General features: G+C 65.7%; 12 protein-coding genes. 4 read left to right on the forward strand and 8 right to left on the reverse strand.

Annotated elements, in window-relative coordinates; genetic code table 11:
• Positions 1-199: 199 nt before the first annotated feature.
• The 5 genes from I6U14_RS17175 to I6U14_RS17195 all read right to left on the reverse strand — a co-directional run bounded on the left by I6U14_RS17175 (position 200) and on the right by I6U14_RS17195 (position 6016).
• Positions 200-2002, reverse strand: coding sequence for an OmpA family protein (locus tag I6U14_RS17175; protein WP_296900952.1), 1803 nt, complete (start codon positions 2000-2002; stop codon positions 200-202).
• 240 nt (positions 2003-2242) lie between these two features.
• Positions 2243-3529: an NAD(P)/FAD-dependent oxidoreductase gene (locus I6U14_RS17180; RefSeq protein ID WP_296900954.1), complete on the reverse strand. Its 1287-nt coding sequence runs from the start codon at positions 3527-3529 to the stop codon at positions 2243-2245.
• A gap of 21 nt (positions 3530-3550) precedes the next feature.
• On the reverse strand, positions 3551-4204 hold the full coding sequence (locus I6U14_RS17185; protein ID WP_296900956.1) for a c-type cytochrome: 654 nt from the start codon (positions 4202-4204) through the stop codon (positions 3551-3553).
• Positions 4205-4373: 169 nt separating this feature from the next.
• Positions 4374-5444 (reverse strand): ankyrin repeat domain-containing protein, encoded by a 1071-nt coding sequence (locus I6U14_RS17190; RefSeq protein ID WP_296900958.1) that lies wholly within the window; start codon positions 5442-5444, stop codon positions 4374-4376.
• On the reverse strand, positions 5441-6016 hold the full coding sequence (locus I6U14_RS17195) for a NapC/NirT family cytochrome c (protein ID WP_296900960.1): 576 nt from the start codon (positions 6014-6016) through the stop codon (positions 5441-5443). The genes I6U14_RS17190 and I6U14_RS17195 overlap by 4 nt, the downstream gene beginning before the upstream one ends.
• Before the next feature lie 373 nt (positions 6017-6389).
• On the opposite strand from I6U14_RS17195, the gene I6U14_RS17200 reads away from it, so the two are divergent.
• A complete protein-coding gene (locus I6U14_RS17200) occupies positions 6390-7265 on the forward strand; it encodes an ion transporter (protein ID WP_296900962.1) in 876 nt (291 codons plus the stop codon).
• A gap of 16 nt (positions 7266-7281) precedes the next feature.
• Here the strand turns inward: I6U14_RS17200 and I6U14_RS17205 are convergent, their stop codons facing one another.
• A complete protein-coding gene (locus I6U14_RS17205; RefSeq protein ID WP_296900964.1) occupies positions 7282-7542 on the reverse strand; it encodes a DUF2934 domain-containing protein in 261 nt (86 codons plus the stop codon).
• Between the two features lie 268 nt (positions 7543-7810).
• On the opposite strand from I6U14_RS17205, the gene I6U14_RS17210 reads away from it, so the two are divergent.
• The 3 genes from I6U14_RS17210 (at position 7811) to I6U14_RS17220 (ending at position 10773) form a co-directional block, all read left to right on the forward strand.
• The gene (locus tag I6U14_RS17210) at positions 7811-8530 is read left to right on the forward strand and encodes a DUF2760 domain-containing protein (protein WP_296900966.1); all 720 of its coding nucleotides are present in this window, start codon (positions 7811-7813) and stop codon (positions 8528-8530) included.
• Positions 8527-10371 carry an Hsp70 family protein gene (locus I6U14_RS17215; protein WP_296900968.1) on the forward strand — a complete coding sequence of 615 codons (1845 nt, stop codon included), beginning with the start codon at positions 8527-8529 and terminating at the stop codon, positions 10369-10371. Before I6U14_RS17210 ends, I6U14_RS17215 begins: the two co-directional genes overlap by 4 nt.
• Before the next feature lie 90 nt (positions 10372-10461).
• Positions 10462-10773: a hypothetical protein gene (locus I6U14_RS17220; RefSeq protein WP_296900970.1), complete on the forward strand. Its 312-nt coding sequence runs from the start codon at positions 10462-10464 to the stop codon at positions 10771-10773.
• A gap of 47 nt (positions 10774-10820) precedes the next feature.
• On the opposite strand, the gene I6U14_RS17225 is transcribed toward I6U14_RS17220, so the two are convergent.
• Positions 10821-11588, reverse strand: coding sequence for a hypothetical protein (locus I6U14_RS17225; RefSeq protein ID WP_296900972.1), 768 nt, complete (start codon positions 11586-11588; stop codon positions 10821-10823).
• Between the two features lie 79 nt (positions 11589-11667).
• On the reverse strand, positions 11668-13047 hold a 1380-nt coding region (locus tag I6U14_RS17230; RefSeq protein ID WP_296900974.1), incomplete at its 5' end, for an alpha-amylase family glycosyl hydrolase.

Raw genomic sequence — 13047 nt, forward strand, 5'->3', positions numbered from 1 at the left:
ATACTGATTTATTGGGCATCCTGCCCAAAAATCAGACGGAGCCGGAAAACGCGGTTTCCCGGCTCCTTCATTTTCAGCGACTTGGGTCGCTGAAAATGGCGGGCCGTCCTGGCCCGCACGGGAAACGCCAATAAATCAGCATTTCCTTAAGGGTGCTCATGGGGCGCCGCCGCACCGGCAGTGCGGCGGCGAGCGGCAATCAGCTCTCCCCGTCGGCACCGATTGCGTAGACCTCCACGCGACGGTTCTCGCGTCGGCCACGCTCCGTCGCATTGTCTGCAATGGGCCGCTCGGCGCCGAGCCCCTGGGCGGCGATACGCGCCGCAGGCACGCCTCGCTCCACGAGGGCCTGCATCACGGCTTCGGCACGTTGCTGCGAGAGCTGCTGGTTGACCTCGGCGCTGCCCGAGCTGTCCGTGTGGCCCTCGATGCGGATGGTGAGCCCCGGGTGGGACTTCAGGAATTCCGCCATTCGGTCGAGGCTTGGCAGCTCCTCGTCTGGAAGTGTCGCGGTGCCGGATGCGAAGCGTAGCTCGTCGCCGGCGAGGCTGAGTAGAATTCCGTCCTCGGTGAGCCGCGCGCCGAGCTCGGAAGCCTCCGCGTACAGCGTTTGGAGGCGCTCGGCGCTGGTCTTGCCGGCGACCGCCGCCCCTGCGAGGGCCTCCTGGTGCGCAGTCTCAGCGGCGGCCAGCTGCTCTTCCAGTCCCGCGCCGGCGGCTTCCGCTTCTGCCAGCTTGGTCTCCAGTGCCTCGACCTGCGCCTGGAGCTGGGTCACACGCGCCTCGTCGTCGCTGTTGTCCTGGGCTGCGGCTGCCTTCGCGACCTCCAGCTCAGACCTGAGCGCCGCCCGCTCTTTTTGCAGACTCTCGATTTCCGTCTTCAGCGCCGCGGTCACGTCGGCATTCTGGGCTTCCTCAGCAGCGGCGCGTGCCTGATTCAGTGCGGTTTCCTGCTTCGCGAGCTGCCCTTCCAGCTCCGCGGTCTGCGCCTCCAGGGCTTGGATTCGTGCCCGGGCCGCCGTCAGCTCGGCCGTTGCCTGCTCGGCCTCTTCGCTATCCTCCGGTGCGGCAGTCACCGCAGCCTCCGCCTGCTCTCGCTCGCGAACCGCTGCTTCCAGCTCGGCCCTCAGATCGGCGATGACAGCCTGACTGGCGACGAGCTCCTCTTGCCACTGCGTGGGCTCGCCAGCAGCGGCCTTGGCGGCGTCGTCGGCGCGGGCGGCGAGGGCCTCGCGCTCGCGCGTCAGGGCGACGAGCTTGTCCTGGAGATCCAGGATCGCGGCTTCTTCTTTATCCACCAGGGTCTGGAGCCGCTCTTGGCGATCGGCGCCGCGCTTGAGCTTGTCCCGCAGCGCGGCCTCCAGTTGGGTCGCGGCGTTGAGCTCGTAGTTGAGCCCCGCGATGGTCTCGTTGTCGGCGGCGAGCTTGGCGTTTAGCTCGTGGTTCTCTTCGGTCACTTCCACGAGCTGTTCGTTGAGGGCCGTGACGGATTGTATGTTCTGGGCCAGTTCCCGCTCCATGTCCGCGCTGCGCTGGCGAATGGTGGCGAGCTCTGCCTCCATGTCCGTCGCCGCCTGCTCGGCTTCGGCGAGGGCTGTCTTGAGCTGTTCCACCTGCGTTGCGTGCTCGGTCCGCATCGCGTCGATGGCGTCGGTATGCGCGGTTTTCAGATCGTCCAGCGCCCTTGCGTGCTCCGACTTGATCGCCGCGACGGCTTCCGCATGCGCCGCCTTCACGGCTGCGGTTTCGGCCGTATGCGCTTCGCGCAGTCGAGAGAGCTTCTGTTCGGCGCTACGGGTAGCAGCCTCATGCTCCGCAAGCTCGCTGTCGAAGGACGTGAGACGCGCTTTGGCATCTGCTAACGCGGTCTCTGCGCGCTCGAGCTCCGCCTGCTGAACGCCGGTCTGATGGTTGTAGAGCAGGTAGACGCCGATCAGACAGGCGAACAGGAGCCAGAAGAAGATCTTCCAGAGGTTCGGGTCGTCATCGGTATGCGTGGACATCTACTCTCCCCGGATGGTGGTTTCATGCTGTTGTTTTCGTGCGCGTTGCGACACGGATTCTCCTCGAAGGATTATGCCCCGTCGCAGATGCCCAAGACAGGCGGGAGCCCCGGGATATTGCGCGGTATCACCGCTTGGCGCGCCGCGTACCGCCTGCAAGGACCACAAAAAAGGGGCCTTGCGGCCCCCGATAACCCTTGTGGCGGCTGGTGGACAGCTTGCACTGCCCACCTGACGCGGTCAGGCGAAGATGTCGTGGACGATGTTGTCGTACCAGCTGTAGGCGTACTCCACCTCGCGGGCGAGCGCGAAGTCCGGCGCATCCGTCGGGGTCAGGCCGCCCGCGCCCTCGACACCGGCGATGGTGGCGCCGTCTTCGCTCAGGCGGTATACGGCGGCGACGGAGATGCCGTAGTCCTTGCCGATGATGCTGTAGCAGGTGTTGACGTAGGACGGCACTCCTGGCTCCTCGCCTTTCAACAGGGCGACCACGGCCGCCGCGGCGACCTTGCCCTGACTGTTGGCGGAATAGCCGGACTTGGGCATGGCCGTGGCGATGGCGGCATCACCGATGACGTGGATCCCCGCGTGCTGGGTGGACTCGAAGGTCTTCTTGTCGACCGGGCACCAGCCGCTGTCGTCGGCGAGACCGGCATCGAGCGCGATCTGCCCGGCCGCTTGCGGCGGGATCACGTTGACCACGGCGGCCTGGTACTCGTCGAAGTTGGTGTAGACGGTCATGGTCTCTGGGTCCACCCGGTTGACGCCGGCGTCCGGCCCGGGCTGCCATTCGATCATGCTGTTGTCGGTGCCGAAGCCGTAGAGGCGCTCCCAGCCCTGGGTGAACAGGCCCTGCTTGGAGAACTTCTGCTTGCTGTCGAGGATCATGACCTTCGACTTGGGCTTGGCCTCCTTCAGGTACAGGGCGATCTGACTCGCGCGCTCGTAGGGGCCCGGCGGGCAGCGGAACGGGTTCTGCGGTGCCGCGATGATCACCAGCCCGCCGTCGTCCATGGCCTCGAGCTGGCTGCGCAGGATCTTGGTCTGCTCGCCGGCCTTCCAGGCGTGGGGCATTTTCTGTGCGGCTTCCTTGCTGTAGCCCTCGATCTTGTCGTACAGGATGGAGATGCCCGGTGACACGATGCAGCGGTCGTAGGGAAACTCGCCGGAAGCGGTCTTGACGACCTTGGCCTCGGGGTCGATGGCGGTGGCGGCCTCGTGGACGACCTTGATGCCGCGCGCCTTGAGCCCGTCGTAGCCATGCTTGATGTCATCCAGCTGGCGGACGCCGCTGATGACCTCGTTACTCATGTAGCAGGTGTAGTACTCCTTGTTCGGCTCGATGATGGTGACGTCGATGCTGTCGTCGGCCATCTTGATGTACTTGGCCGCGGTGGCACCGCCCGTGCCGCCGCCGACAACGACGACCTTTTTCCCTTGGCCGAGGGCGATGGTCGGCGCACCGAGTGCACCCACCGCCGCGACGGCGCCGGTGGCCTTGACGAAATCACGTCTGTTCATGGTCATGTGGCTGATCCTCCTGCTCGCTTATTCGTCGTCTTCGTCGTCGTCACCGGCACCGGAGCTCTCGAAGTCCGTGTAGGCGGCGTAGAAGGCGTAGAGGGCGGCCAGGCTCTCTTCACCTTCCGCCTCCAGCATCCGGTCGAGCTTGCGCCCCATCTTCTTGGGCAGGATGCGGCGGTCCTCGCGGAAGTCGCTCATCGCGTTCTCGACATAAGGCGTCCACTGGCCGGCGAGGATGTAGTAGTCCTCTTCGTCCGGCACGGGCTTTCCGCCCTCGATGTGGCACTTCTCGCAGTATTTGTCGTGCAGGCCGGCGCCTTTGTCGACCAGGGCCTGGTCGAATTCCTGCTCCGCCGGCTGGAACTGCTGGCTGTGCAGGTATTCGCCCATCAGCTCGTATTCTTCTTCGGTGTAGCCGCGGGCGATGCGGCCCATGATGGTGGAGTAGGTGTCTTCTTCTGCGAAGGCGATCATCATGTCCACGAACACGTAGGGGTCCATGGCGGCGATGGTGGGGGAGGCCGGACCGACACTGTTGCCGTTCGTGCCGTGACAGCCGGCGCAGGTGTCCACCAGCATCTTGCCTGTGGGCAGTTCGTCTTCGGCCATGGCGCCTGCGCACAGGCCGAGGGCCAGTGCGCCGCCGACGAAGGCCGTTATCATCGTTGCTTTGGCCATACTTCCTCCTAAACGGAATGATTAGGCTTTGCGGATCGGGCGGAGGCGCGAATCTCCGCCATGCCGGACTGCGCAACCGCTCGCGGTCACATGATCCGTGCATTGGGGTCGGTGCAGCCGCAGCGCCCCACAGGTTTCTGTCGGTGGGCGGCGAGCCATGGGCTTCTTCTTAGTGCTGCACCAGTGAAGTCATGGCCTCGTCGTTGCCGCTCGCCCGGGCGACGTCGGCGGCCGTGTTGCCTTGCGCGTCTGTCAGGGCTGGGTCGGCCCGATGCTCGAGGAGCGGGACGATGAGGTCGTTGTGCTTGGTGGCGACCGCCTCGCGCAGGGCGAAGTTGCCGTCGTGGTCCTTGATGTTCGGGTCGGCACCATGCGCGAGGAGCGTGCGGACCATATCCGCGTCGCCGCGATTGGCGGCCCAAAGTAAGGCAGTGGCGCCCATGGCATCTCGGGCATTGACGTCGGCGCCATAGGCCAACAGGGTGTTCACCGTATCCACCTGGCCTGCGTCCGCGGCGCTGATCAGCGCCGTCGCGGCCTCGTTGTCGCGGGCGTCCACGTCGGCGCCCGCGTTCAGCAGCAGCTCCACGACGCCCGTGTGGCCCAGAGCGGCGGCTTGCATGAGCGCAGTGCGGCCGTCTTTGTCAGCCGCCTTCGGGTCCGCGCCGCGGTACAGCAGCTGTTGCACCATCTGCGTGATGCCGTAGCGTGCGGCGATCATCAGCGAGTCCCAGCCTGCGCGGGTGCGGTCGTGGACATTGGCGCCGCGCTCGATGAGCAGCGCAGTGAGACCGATGTGGCCGTTTTCGGCGGCGAAGGTGAGGGCGGTGCAGCCCGCCGCGGTGCGCGCATTGACATTGGCGCCGGAGTTCAATAACTGCGCGGCGGCCTCGAGGTTACCGCCCTCGACCGCGAACATCAGCGCCGTTTTCCCGAAACGGCTCGCCGCATCAACGTCCGCGCCCGCCTCAAGCAGTGCTTGGAGCCGGGCGAAATCGTCGATCATAGCGGCGATGCGCAGTTCTTGGCCGAGATCCTTGTCGCTGAGATCGTGTTCCGCCTGCGAGGCTGGCACATGAGCGCTCGCAGCCTCATTTTCGCTGGCGGGCGCGTCTTCGGCCAAAGCCGCCGGCGCCGTGGCGAGCGCCAGCAGCCATATCAGCAGCGACCCGGTGGGCCACACACGCTTCGTCGGTGTTGCGAAGGTGCCCTGTATCAAGGGGCCGTGCCAGGCGCTCATGCGTCGTCGTCGTCCGGCTCGAAGGGCTCGAGGTGGACGACGCCTGTATGGCAGTCGATGCAGGTCTGCCCTTTCTCTTCGGCCCGCGCGTGGCGGCTGCGTGCGGAGCGGCCCTGCTCCGAGAGGTCCATGTTGCTGAACTCGTGGCAGGAGCGGCATTCCCGAGAGTCGCTCCGCTGCATCTTGTTCCAGACGCGCGTCGCCATGTCCCAACGGTGGGCCTCGAACTTCTCGGGCGTGTCGATGGTGCCAATGATCTCGTGGTAGACGTCCTTCGCCGCGATGACCTTGGTGACCATTTTCGGGATGAATGGCTTCGGTACATGACAGTCGGCGCAGGTGGCCTGAACGCCTGACTGATTTTTGTAATGCAGGCTTTCCTTATATTCGTTGTAATTTGTTTCCATGGTGTGGCACGAGACGCAGAACTCCATCTCGTTGGTGTAGGCAAGCCCGGCGTTGAAGACGCCGGCGAAAGCGACACCACATATGAACACCAGGATGACGGCGATGAGCTTGCCGAAGCGGCCTCGGTTGCTGCTGCGGCCGTCGCGGCCTTCAGGAGCGGACATGCGATTCCTCACTCTGGCGGTGCTGCCACGGTGGTGGTGATGCCGGACTCGATGAGGCGGGGAGCCGCGGCTGACCCGTGATACCTTGTCGTCGGGTTCTTTGTTATCGGCCGCGGTGGATACTATGACATCCGGCGGCTGTTGCCAACCGGCGCAGCGGTTACCCCCTACACCTGTGCAGATTCAGGTCAGAGGCCCGCCTGCTGACAGTGCAGGCCCGCCCGCTGCTCTTTGGCCTGGCGCCCAGACGTTGTTGTGGCCGACCGCTCGCAAGCGTCGCCCGCGGATGCGCTGTCACGCAGCCCCTGGGTTGCCGCGGGTCCGCCCGCGCCTTGCGTTCTGCTCCCTGATCCGCTGTTTTCGAGAGACCGATATGCCGTCGCTGCAAACCCTGCAACGCCGCTTTGCGGCCCTCAAAGACAACAAGCTCTTCGAGACCTTTGTGGTGCTCGTCATCGTCGTGTCGGCGCTGGTAATCGGCGCCAGCACCTATGACGTGCAGCCGCGGGTGCTGACGCTGTTCAGCGTGCTCGACGTGGCCGTGACCCTGTTCTTCCTGGCAGAAATCACGGTGCGCATGCTCGCAGAGGGCAGCTTGCGGCGGTTTTTCTCACAGGGCTGGAATGTCTTCGACTTCATCATCGTCGTCGCGAGCCTGATCCCTGTTGAAGAAAGCCAGATGGCGCTGCTCGGACGGCTGTTGCGCATTTTCCGGGTATTGCGCTTGGTTTCTATCATCCCAGAGCTGCGGGTGCTGCTGAACGCCTTCGTCAGCGCCATCCCGCGCATGGGCTATGTGTCGCTCCTGATGTTCATCATTTTCTACATCTATGCGGCGGTGGGCAGCATTCTGTTCCACCAGGTCAATGAAACGCTTTGGGGGAATATCTCCATCGCCATGCTGACCTTATTCCGCGTTGCCACCTTTGAGGACTGGACGGACGTCATGTACGAAACGATGGCCGTCTATCCTTTGAGCTGGGCGTACTATTTGAGCTTCATCTTCGTCATCGCCTTCATCTTCCTGAATATGATGATCGGCATCGTGCTGGAGACCTTGCAGAAGGAGCACGAGCGCATGGACATGCTGGAGGGCACCGGCGAGGCAGGGGAGGTCCATTGGATCCGCGAGCACACCGAGGCGATGGAGCGGCGCCTGGCGCGCATCGAGCAGCTGCTGCTGGAGCGCGCAGCTGCGTCGGTGCAGGCCGCGGGCGAGACGGAGCGCGAGGGGCGGGCGCGGACTTGAGTCCCTGATCTACGGGTCAGCCCTCGCCCCACAGCCGAAGTGCATTGCGCACGCCCAGCCGGGCAAAATCATCGGGTGCGAGACCCGCAGCGCGCGCCCCGGCCAGCATTCGGTCGATCTGCTCCTCGGCGAGCAGCCAGTCCGTGTCCGCGCCGCCCGGAGCGAAGCCGCGGCGCTCGGCGAGATAATAGGCGGCGACGGCGATCATCTCGGCGCGCTCCGCGGGCGTGGGGTCCAGGGACGTGGCGGGCGCGTCGGGCTCGGCGGTGCGATGCATGGTGTGATGCTGACCCATGGAACCCTGGGGGCGACGACGACGGTTCCTGCATTATGCCAGCGCGCAATGAGTCGGTTTCCCTGCCGCGGCCGGCGGCATCCGTCAACGCCCACGCCACGGCGGATGAAGACGCCGGGCCTGCGATGTAAGATGCGCGCCTTCGCGGCGTGGCGTATCGCCGGGGCAGGTGTGTCATGACGAGCGAGCCCGCGCCGCCCGCCCGCGGTGGTTGCCGCGAGCCTATACCTTGTGTCGAGGAAAAGACCGCATGACTGAACAGACGCCATCCATCGCGGAGCGCCTCGAGCCTATGCAAGCGCGGCTCAAAATGTGGCTGCGCGTCGCGTGGGACAGGCTCAAGGTGTGGCTGCGCATCGCCGGACACTGGCTGCGCATCGCCGCGGACAAAACCTGGATCGTGCTGAAGCGTCTGCCCATCGCCAGCTACAGCTTTATTCGTGCTCTCGCAGATGCCGACTACGCACGGTCGCTGACGGACCTCTACGTGGATGGTGCGAGCTCCTTGCCAAGCACCATCGCTACGCTTCGCACCACAGCCTCGCCGCAGCCTGGGCCGCTGCCGCAGCCCGCAGCAAAGCTGAGTGAGGCGCCGCCGGACTCCGCCCTGGTGCTGCTGGGACTGCTGCAGAAAGAGGGCCGATTCGTGGACTTCTTGCAAGAAGAGATCACCAATTACTCGGACCACGAGATCGGTGCCGCGGCGCGGGTGGTTCATCAGGGTTGCCAGAAGGTGCTGAAGGATTACCTCAGCATTGCGCCTGTGCGTACCGAAGCCGAGGGCAGCCGCGTGACGCTGGAGCGGGGCTTCGACCCATCCGCCGTGCGTCCAATCGGCAATGTCGTCGGCGAGCCACCCTTCACTGGCGCCCTGATGCATCGCGGCTGGCGGGCCACGGAGGTGCGTCTGCCCAAGGTCAGCGGCAGTCGTGACGTGAGCATCCTGGCACCCGCGGAGGTGGAGCTGTGAGCAGGCGCTTCGCCATCGGTATTGACCTTGGCACGACGCATTGCGCGCTGTCCTTCGTGGAAATCGACAAGTGCGAGGGGGAGGAGATCGAGCAGCAGGTGATGCCCATCCCTCAGCTGGTCGATCCGGGCTCGGTGGAGGAGCGGCCCATGCTGCCCTCGTTCATGTACTTGCCGCATCCGGAAGAGTTCAAGGCCGGGGACCTGGGCCTGCCCTGGCCGGCGCCGGCGGAGCGCGTGGTGGGCGAGCTTGCCCGTAAGCAGGGCAGCAACACGCCGCTGCGCCTCGTCTCCAGCGCGAAAAGCTGGCTCTGCCATCCGGATGTGGACCGCAAGGCGCCCATTCTCCCGCCGGAGGTGCCGGACGAGATCCCGCAGCTGTCGCCGCTTGATGCCAGTATCGCCTTCCTCACCCACCTGCGCGAGGCTTGGAACGGGCTGCATGGCTTCGACCCGCTCGGCGAGCAGGATGTCACCGTCACGGTGCCGGCGTCCTTCGACCCCGCCGCCCGGGAGCTTACCGCCGAGGCCGCACAGGCCATCGGTATCGACAACCTCGTGCTGCTTGAGGAGCCGCAGGCGGCCCTCTACAGCTGGGTCAACGACAGCAAGGGTGAATGGCGGCACGATGTCAAAGTCGGCGACATCATCCTGGTGGTAGACGTCGGTGGCGGCACCAGCGACTTCTCGCTCATCGCCGTCACCGAGCAGGACGGCGCGCTGGAGCTCACCCGCGTCGCTGTAGGCGAGCACATCCTGCTCGGCGGCGACAACATGGATCTGACACTCGCCCACCTGTTGAAGCAGAAGCTCAAGGTCCAGGGCGTGGAGCTCGACCGCTGGCAGCTGCAGGCCCTGACGCACGGCTGCCGCGTGGCGAAGGAGCGGCTCCTCGCCGATGAGAGCCTGGACACCGTGCCCGTGGTGGTGCCGAGCCGCGGCGCCAAGCTCATCGGCGGCAGCATCCGCACCGAGCTGACGCGAGACGAAGTCACGGCCGTGCTCATCGACGGATTCTTCCCGGAGTGCGCGATCACCGATCACCCGGCCCAGCGTGCCCGCGGCGCGCTGACAAAGGTGGGGCTGCCCTTTGCTCAGGATCCGGGCGTTACCCGCCACCTGGCAGCCTTCCTGTCCAAGCAGGCCGGCGCTACGGAAGATCTGGAAGGCTTCGTTGAGCATGCCCACTGGGCTACCTTCCTGCATCCTACGGCCGTGCTGTTCAACGGCGGCGTGTTCAATGCCGGCGTGCTGCGCGAGCGTGTGCTCGAGGTGATCAACCAGTGGCTCGCCGCCGAAGATGCGCCGCCGGCGCGGTTGCTGGAGGCCCGTGATCTGGACCTTGCCGTCGCCCGTGGTGCAGCGTTCTATGCCTATGTACGCAGGCACGGTGGCGTGCGCATCCGTGGCGGCACGTCGCACTCTTATTACGTCGGCGTCGAGCGCAGCATGCCCGCCATCCCCGGCATGGAGCCGGAGCTGCAGGCGCTCTGCGTCGTGCCGTTCGGGCTGGAGGAAGGCTCCGAGCCCGTCTCCGCACCCCAGGAGTTCGGCCTGGTGGTGGGCGAGCCCGTGCGCTTTCGCTTCTTCGGCTCCAGCGTCCGCCGCGAAGACCAGGTGGGAGACCTGCTGGAGGAGTGGTCCGGCGACGAGCTGGAAGAGCTGGAGGAGATCCAGACCAATCTGCCCGCGGAGGGCCGCAAGAAGGGCGAGGTGGTACCGGTGCGCCTGCAGGCCTCGGTGTCGGAAGTCGGCACGCTGGAGCTCACCGCCATGCCGCTGGCAGGGGAGGAGGGGCCTTGGCAGGTGGCGTTCAATACCCGCGGGCAGGCGGGGGAGTAACCGGCGCTGCCGCCGGCCGCCTTGTGGCCGCCGGAGAATGGGCTATCTTTGATCGGGTGTCCTCGAAACTCCTCCGTGGAGCGCCCGGTCTTGTACTGCTCGATTCGCCGCTACCAGCTCGTCAAAGGAACGCCTGATCTCCTGCGCGAGAAGGCGGATACCACGTTTCTCCCTCGGATCAGGGAGCTCGAAGGCTTCGTCAGCTACTCAGTGATTGTCACTGGGCTCGGGGGTGACGGGCTGCCTGGTATCGTCACCGTGAGCGTGTTCCAGGACCAGGCCCAGGCCAAGGCCTCGAGCAAGCTGGCCGCAGACTGGGCCCGAGACATGAGCGGGTTTTTTGCTCTGGAAAAGCTTGGCGAGGAGTCGGGTCGGATCGTCAGCCACAAGGAAGCGCAGTAGCGCTTCCCTAGAGAAGCGCTGACCCAGGTAACCCAGCGCTCGCCGGTTCAGCGTCCCCGCACCAGCTGGCAGGCGATGCGCTCGGCGCATTGGCGGCGGGTCAGCCTCGTGGTTTGGTCGCGGGCGCGGAACGCGGGGGCGCCGACGCGATCATTCAGCAGACCGAAGTGGTTGACGCCATCGAGCCATTCGATTTCGGTGGCGAAGGCGGCGGCGAGCCGCGCCAGGGCGTCGCGGTCGATGACGCCGTCTTCGGTGCCCGCCACCAGGCGCATACGGTGCTGTCGGCGTTTGGGAGGCTCCCAAGGCTCGCGCAGCGTGGAGGTACCGAGGAGGACGATCTCCAGTGGCTGTCCGCGCTTGCTCTCGGCAAAGCCCGCGGACAGCACCCAGCCGCCCAAACTGTAGCCAAGGAGGCGCAGTGGCGGCCCTCTTCGACGCCTGCGGCTGCCCGGCGGTACCGGCAGCCCGTGCCTCGCGAGACCCCTTGCTGGTAGCCGACCGCTCTGCAGGCGCCTGATGGCGCGCATGGGCTTGGCGAGCTCGACCGAGTCGCCGGCAAATAGCTTGGTCCAATCGTAGTCCAGCGTCAGCACCACGGCACCGGCGGCGGTGAGGGCGCCGAGTAGCTCCGGGTAGTCACCGCTGCGGGTGAGGGCGCCGGGACTGAAGACGATCCAGGGTTGTGCACGGCGGCGGGTACTGATGACTGCCGCCGGCGGGTTGCTACCGGGCGGTGCTGGCGCGGTTCGCGGCGGCCGGTGGCTGATTCGGATGCGGCCGAGACCCGGCGGCCTGAAGGAACGGTGGCGCATAGGGCCCAAGCGCATGGGCCCATGTATTGCACTCCCGGATCTGTCGGCCATGGAATTGGCGGCTCAGGATTCGGGCCTGTCAGCGCAGGAAGGGTCCGTCTTGGCCGATCTTGCCCGGGCCGTTCAGCACCCAGATGCCGGCAGAGTTGGCCTTGACCTGGAATGACAGGTGGCCGTGGGAGTGGATTTCGCCGCCGGTGACAGCATCGCGGTAGATGCCCGGGCGGACATCGCCGATGTCCACCTGTTGGTCCGAGCCGATGGCCAACCCGACGACGGCATAGCTGCCCCCGTCTAAGGCATCATCCGGCAAGTCGCGGACGAAGCTCATGCCGCTTCCCCATTCGCTGACACGGGACATCGCCGCCTTCTGTAATGCCGGTACGTTTTGGCGGATCAGGTTCAGGCGCTTCAGGTGCTGGTAAAGCGGGTGGGACTGGGTCTCGCCGATGCGCTCCTCAGTGAGGTGATCGCCGAAATAGGCGCGGCCGGTCGTCTCCAGCGTGTCCTGTTCGCCCTCGACATCCTGTGGGGCGCCTTTCATGAACTCGATTTCCTCGCCGAAATACAGGCACGGAATGCCGCGGGCAGTCCAGATGAGGTTGTAGGCCGCCGCTGCCATCCAGGTCTCGCCCTTGAAGCGGTACTTGAAGTCGTTGTCGGGGCCGACGTCATGATTTTGCAGAAATGTCACCAGCTGGGTCACGTCACCGTAGATCCAATCCATGGACAGGATCTGCCCTGTACCCTCGAAGGTGCCGCGGGAGAGCGTATCGCGGAAGGTGCTGAACAGCCCGAAGTCGAGCTGCGGGAAGCCGGAGTCGCCGCCCGAGTGCGGGTCCTGTGGGTCGTGGCCTAAGCGGGTGTACCACCAGGGGCGGATCTGGCTCGGGCCGTTGTCGCCGCCGCCGAGGTCCCCCCAGCCGTAGCCCTTCACCAGGTTCTCGCCGAAGACGAAAAGCCCCGGCTTGTGCGCCTTCCAGGCGTTGATGTACTCGAGCAGGTTGTCGCGCTCGACGTGCTTGACGGTGTCGATGCGCAGCGCATCAACGCCCATGTCCAGGTAGCGATTCACCGATTCGATGATGTAGTCCTTGACGTTGTCGCGCTCGGTGGCGAGGTCGATGCAGTCGCCGGCGAGGTGGCGCTGCTGCAACGGGTGCGGGCTCTCCCAGTCGCCGCCGCAGATGAAGCCGTCTTGGTGGTACCAATCCGGGTCCAGCGTCTGCGCGTCTATGCCGAAAAAGCGGCCGGGGTCGTAGCCCGGCTTGGGCACGGTCTCGCCGGTCTTGGGGTCTTCGAGCGGCTCGTCGCCCGCCGGATCGCGCTCGTGCCGCGCCTGCCACCAGTCCGGCGCCACCGGGTTGTCGATGTCGTCGCGATTCGGCCAGGCGTAGTTGCCTAGGTTGCCCTGGTAGGGGCCGTGGTCCACCCGGCCCTGCTCGCTGCCCTGGGGCAC

It is taken from the genome of Thiohalocapsa sp. (assembly GCF_019695415.1).
Classification (GTDB): Bacteria; Pseudomonadota; Gammaproteobacteria; order Chromatiales; family Chromatiaceae; genus Thiohalocapsa.

Bases quoted from the DNA above. Each gene is read 5' to 3' on its own strand.
- I6U14_RS17185 (WP_296900956.1), bottom strand. From the start codon at position 4,204: ATGGCCAAAGCAACGATGATAACGGCCTTCGTCGGCGGCGCACTGGCC.
- I6U14_RS17175 (WP_296900952.1), bottom strand. From the start codon at position 2,002: ATGTCCACGCATACCGATGACGACCCGAACCTCTGGAAGATCTTCTTC.
- I6U14_RS17210 (WP_296900966.1), top strand. From the start codon at position 7,811: ATGACTGAACAGACGCCATCCATCGCGGAGCGCCTCGAGCCTATGCAA.
- I6U14_RS17190 (WP_296900958.1), bottom strand. From the start codon at position 5,444: ATGAGCGCCTGGCACGGCCCCTTGATACAGGGCACCTTCGCAACACCG.
- I6U14_RS17195 (WP_296900960.1), bottom strand. From the start codon at position 6,016: ATGTCCGCTCCTGAAGGCCGCGACGGCCGCAGCAGCAACCGAGGCCGC.
- I6U14_RS17205 (WP_296900964.1), bottom strand. From the start codon at position 7,542: ATGCATCGCACCGCCGAGCCCGACGCGCCCGCCACGTCCCTGGACCCC.
- I6U14_RS17180 (WP_296900954.1), bottom strand. From the start codon at position 3,529: ATGACCATGAACAGACGTGATTTCGTCAAGGCCACCGGCGCCGTCGCG.
- I6U14_RS17225 (WP_296900972.1), bottom strand. From the start codon at position 11,588: ATGCGCCACCGTTCCTTCAGGCCGCCGGGTCTCGGCCGCATCCGAATC.
- I6U14_RS17200 (WP_296900962.1), top strand. From the start codon at position 6,390: ATGCCGTCGCTGCAAACCCTGCAACGCCGCTTTGCGGCCCTCAAAGAC.